The following is a 4,172-nucleotide window of genomic DNA, read 5'->3' on the forward strand; positions in this document are numbered from 1 at the left end:
GTGCTGAGCCTCTGACGGACGCGGAAGGGCCCGCCGGTCGCACGGCCGGCGGGCCCTTCCTGTCGGTCGTCGGCGGTCAGTGGCCGCCCTCGTCGACCACCTCGACGTCGGCGACCTCCTGCTCGATCTCCTCGGCCGGCAGCGCCACCCGGATCGCCCAGTAGTAGATGCCCACGGAGAACACCGACACCAGGGCCATGTCGGTCCACAGCGGGATCCAGCCGATGCCGTCGCCGAAGCCGCCCAGCCAGGAGATCAGGCCGAGGCCGACCAGGTAGGGCGGCAGCCACTGGGCGGCCTTCCAGCTCAGCCGCGGCGCGTTCGGCAGGCCCTTCCTGATCGCGTAGGCGGCGTAGCTGCCGAGCAGGACGTAGCCGAGCACGATCGCGATGCCCAGGCGGGAGAGGGTGTGCCAGCCGGACCAGTAGATGATCAGGCTGGAGACCACGAACGCGGCCGGGGAGATCACGCCGCCCGCCGGCAGCCGGTAGGGGCGCTCGCGGTCGGGCAGGCGCCGGCGCATCGCGCCGAAGGCCAGCGGGGCGCCGGCGTACATCAGCACGCTGGCGGAGGTGATGAAGCCGACCAGCTCCTGCCAGCTCGGGAACGGCAGGAAGCAGATCACGCCGGTGACGAAGGCGATGACCAGGCCGAACCACGGCACGCCGTTCTTGTCCAGCTCCTCGAACCGCTGCGGGGCGTAGCCGTTGCGGCTCAGGCCGTAGGAGATGCGCGAGGTCGAGGTGGTGTAGATCAGCCCGCTGCCGCCGGGGGAGATCACGGCGTCGGCGTACAGCACCCAGGCCAGCCAGCCGAGGCCGACGGTGGTGGCGAGGCCCGCGAAGGGGCCGTCGATGCCGGGGAAGTCGAGCTTGTCCCAGCCGTTGGCGAAGGCGCTGACCGGCAGCGCGCCGATGAAGACGACCTGGAGCAGGGTGTAGACCACGGCGCCGATGGCGACCGAGCCGAGGACGGCGCGCGGGATGTCGCGCTTGGGGTTGCGGCTCTCGCCGGCCAGCTGGATGGCCTGCTCGAAGCCGAGCAGGGCGAAGATGATGCCGCTGGTGCTGATCGCCGCGAGCACGCCCTGGGCGCCGAACGGGGCGAAGCCGTGCGAGGTGAAGTTGGAGCCGTGGAAGTTGGTCACGGCGAGCACGAAGATCGTGAACAGCGGGACGAAGATCTTCAGCCAGGTGGCGACGTTGTTGGTGCGGGCCAGGACGCGCACCCCCAGGAAGTTCACCGCGACGAACACCGCCATGAGCACGGTGGCGACGGCGAAGCCGCTGGCGGTGAGGGTGTTGTTGTCGTTGAGCAGGCCGCCCGCCCAGGGCCAGTGCCGGGCGTAGCCGATCATCGCCTCGACCTCGATCGGCGCGACGGTGGCCGCCTGGAGCCAGGAGAACCAGCCGAAGGACATCCCGGCGAGGCCGCCGAAGGCGTAGTGCGGGTACCGCGCGGTACCGCCCGAGACCGGGAACATGCTGCCGAGCTCGGCGTGCACGAGCGCGAGCAGCACGATCGCGACCGTGCCGATGCCCCAGGAGACGACGGCGGCCGGGCCGGCCGCCACGACGCCCTCCTTCGCGCCGAACAGCCAGCCGGAGCCGATGATCGAGCCGACCGAGGCCCACATGAGGCCGACGAGGCCGACGTGGCGGCGCAGTGACCGCTGGGCGGTGCCGGTTTCGGAACCGGTGCCCTGGTCGGGCGGCGAGATCTGGTTGAGGGAAGCCATGAACGATCTCTCTGTGTGTGGGGGCTCCGGGGTGGGCGGAGCGATGAGAGTTGCCACACACTAGGACTTTTCAGCCCCCTCTGCACAGATTTCATTACTGAATGTTTACATTCTTTTCTGGACGTCCTTGCAGGTAGGGGGCGTTATGGCGTCCGGCATATTACGTATTCGATCGATCCGCCCGGCATTCGGGCCGCGCCGTGTGGGGTCGCATGATAGAGGCAATTCCCGATGAAGGGAATAGTGGGCTCCGTATAGCGGAGCGGTGCTAGTCCACCAGATCGGACGGGTCGGTGTTGGCGCCGCAGAGCAGGACGGCGACGCGCTCGCCCTCGGCCCGGTCGACGGCGGCGAGCGCGGTGGCGGCCGCGTACTCGACGGCGATCCGGCGGTCCTCCCAGAGCTGCCGGCGGGCGCGCACGATGGCCTCGTCGTCGACCAGCACCGAACGGACGCCCTCGTGCGCGGCGGCGTCCACGGCGAGGGCGGTGGCGCGGCGGGCCCCGAGCGCGTCCTGGGCGACGGAGTCCACCGGGACGTCCACCGGGCGGCCCGCCGCCAGGGCGGCGTTCAGCGCGCGGCTGCCCGTCGGCTCCACGGCGAGCACCCGGATGCCGTGCTCCCGGGCCGCCACCGCCACCCCGGCGAACAGCCCGCCGCCGCCGACCGACACCACCACCGTGTCCAGCCCGGGCACCCCGGCGCGCAGCTCCGACAGGACCGTCCCGGCGCCGGCGGCGATCAGCGGATGGTCGTACGCGTGCGAGGACAGCGCCCCGCTTCCGGCCGCGAACTCCTCGCAGGCGGCCAGCGCCTCCGCGTACTCCCGGCCCACCAGCCGCACCTCGGCGCCGTACGAGCGCAGCCGCGCCAGCTTCACCGGGGAGGCCGTCTCGGGCAGGAACACCGTTGCCCGGACGCCGAGTTCGCGGGCCGCCCAGGCGCAGGCGAGCCCGGCGTTGCCGCCCGAGGCGATGGTCACCCCGGCGTCCGGGAGAGTGCCCGCCTCGGCGTGCGCGAGCAGGAAGTTCTGCGCGCCGCGCGCCTTGAAGCTGCCGGTGTGCTGGAGGAACTCCAGGGCCAGCCAGGTCCGTCCGCCGTCGTCCCCCGGTGCCACCGCCACCGGGCGCACCCGCCCGGCGATCCGCTTCCCGGCGGCCTCGACCTCGTCGTACGTCAGCTGGTCCATCGTGTTCCGCTCCTTCGTCGAGGGGGGCGTGCCACCGGGAGTCCCGGCCAGGACGACCGTACGTCCCGTGCGTGGGCGGAGGAAAGATCACGAACACCGGGACCGGACCGCGCGTAGGCTGGCCCCGTGCGTTTCGTGACCCTCGCCCCGCCGACCCGCTAGCGGGCGGCCCACTCCACCTCCTCCGGCCCGACGGGACCTGCCCGCAGCCGGGGCGATGACTGCCGCCCGCGTACCCAGCGGACCTGAACCGGCAACTCATCGTGGAGCACCGACGCATGACCTCGTACACCGCCGTGCCCTTCCGGCGCGGCCTCCTGTCCATCTCCGCCGCCGCCGTCGCCTGGGGCGTGGGCGGGGCCGTCTCCGCACTGCTGATGCGCACCAGCGGGCTCGGCCCGGCGGGCGTCTCCTGCTGGCGCTTCGGCGTCGCCGCGCTCTGCCTGGCCCTGCTGTCGGGCCGCTCGCCGCGCGGCGAGCGGGGCGCCGCCGGGTGGCGCGCCGCCGCGCTGACCGGGCTCGGTCTGGCGGTCAGCCAGTGCGCCTACTTCGGCTCGGTGCGGTACGCGGGCCTCGGGCTGGGCACCCTGATCACCATCGGCGCCGGCCCGGTGTTCACCAGCCTCGGCGCCCACCTGCTGCTCGGCGAACGCCTGACCCGTCGAACGGCGGCCGCGGCCGCCCTGGCCCTGGCCGGCCTCGCCCTGCTGGTGGCCGCCCCGGCGGCGGGCCCGCGCCCGGCCCTCGGCGTCGCGCTGGCCGTCCTCGCGGGCGCCGGCCAGAGCGGCCTCACCCTCTGGGCCCGGGGCGGCGGCTCGGCCCGGGCCGGCACCGGCGCCTTCACCACCGGCCTGCTCTGCCTGCTTCCGCTCGTCGCCGTCCAGGGCGGCCAGGACGTCCTGCCGGTGGACGGGGACCCGCTGGTGACCGCGGTGGCACTGCTCTTCCTCGGCACCGTGCCCACCCTGTTCGCCTACCGCTGGTACTTCACCGGCCTGACCACCGTGCCCAGCACGACGGCCGCGGTGCTGGTCCTGCTGGAGCCCGCGACCGCGGCGGTGATCGGCGTGCTCTGCCTCGGCGAGCCGCTGACGGCGGGCCTGCTGGTGGGCTCGGCACTGCTGCTCGCGGCCATCGGGGCGCTGGCGCGGGAGTAGCAGGGGACGACGGCCACCCGGGCGGGCGTCCTGTGGTCGCCGGGGGCCCGGCGGCGTGCTGTCGTGGTCCGCATGAACAGCTCACTGC

Annotated in this window: 3 protein-coding genes; 1 reads left to right on the forward strand and 2 read right to left on the reverse strand. The window is 73.4% G+C overall.

Translation table 11 applies throughout. The annotated features are described in order from the left end of the window. Window positions 1–76 precede the first annotated feature (76 nt). A complete protein-coding gene (locus ACFU6K_RS32830) occupies window positions 77–1,738 on the reverse strand; it encodes an APC family permease (protein ID WP_380669271.1) in 1,662 nt (553 codons plus the stop codon). A gap of 268 nt (window positions 1,739–2,006) precedes the next feature. After that, a complete protein-coding gene (locus ACFU6K_RS32835) occupies window positions 2,007–2,927 on the reverse strand; it encodes a serine/threonine dehydratase (protein WP_380669273.1) in 921 nt (306 codons plus the stop codon). A gap of 278 nt (window positions 2,928–3,205) precedes the next feature. Here ACFU6K_RS32835 and ACFU6K_RS32840 point away from each other — a divergent pair, with 278 nt between their 5' ends. Next, entirely contained in the window at window positions 3,206–4,084 is an 879-nt protein-coding gene (locus ACFU6K_RS32840; protein WP_380669275.1) for a DMT family transporter, read from the forward strand. Window positions 4,085–4,172: the final 88 nt, after the last annotated feature.

The sequence above is a fragment of the Kitasatospora sp. NPDC057512 genome, from assembly GCF_042802135.1.
GTDB lineage: Bacteria > Actinomycetota > Actinomycetes > Streptomycetales > Streptomycetaceae > Kitasatospora.

Bases quoted from the DNA above. Each gene is read 5' to 3' on its own strand.
- ACFU6K_RS32830 (WP_380669271.1), bottom strand. From the start codon at position 1,738: ATGGCTTCCCTCAACCAGATCTCGCCGCCCGACCAGGGCACCGGTTCC.
- ACFU6K_RS32835 (WP_380669273.1), bottom strand. From the start codon at position 2,927: ATGGACCAGCTGACGTACGACGAGGTCGAGGCCGCCGGGAAGCGGATC.
- ACFU6K_RS32840 (WP_380669275.1), top strand. From the start codon at position 3,206: ATGACCTCGTACACCGCCGTGCCCTTCCGGCGCGGCCTCCTGTCCATC.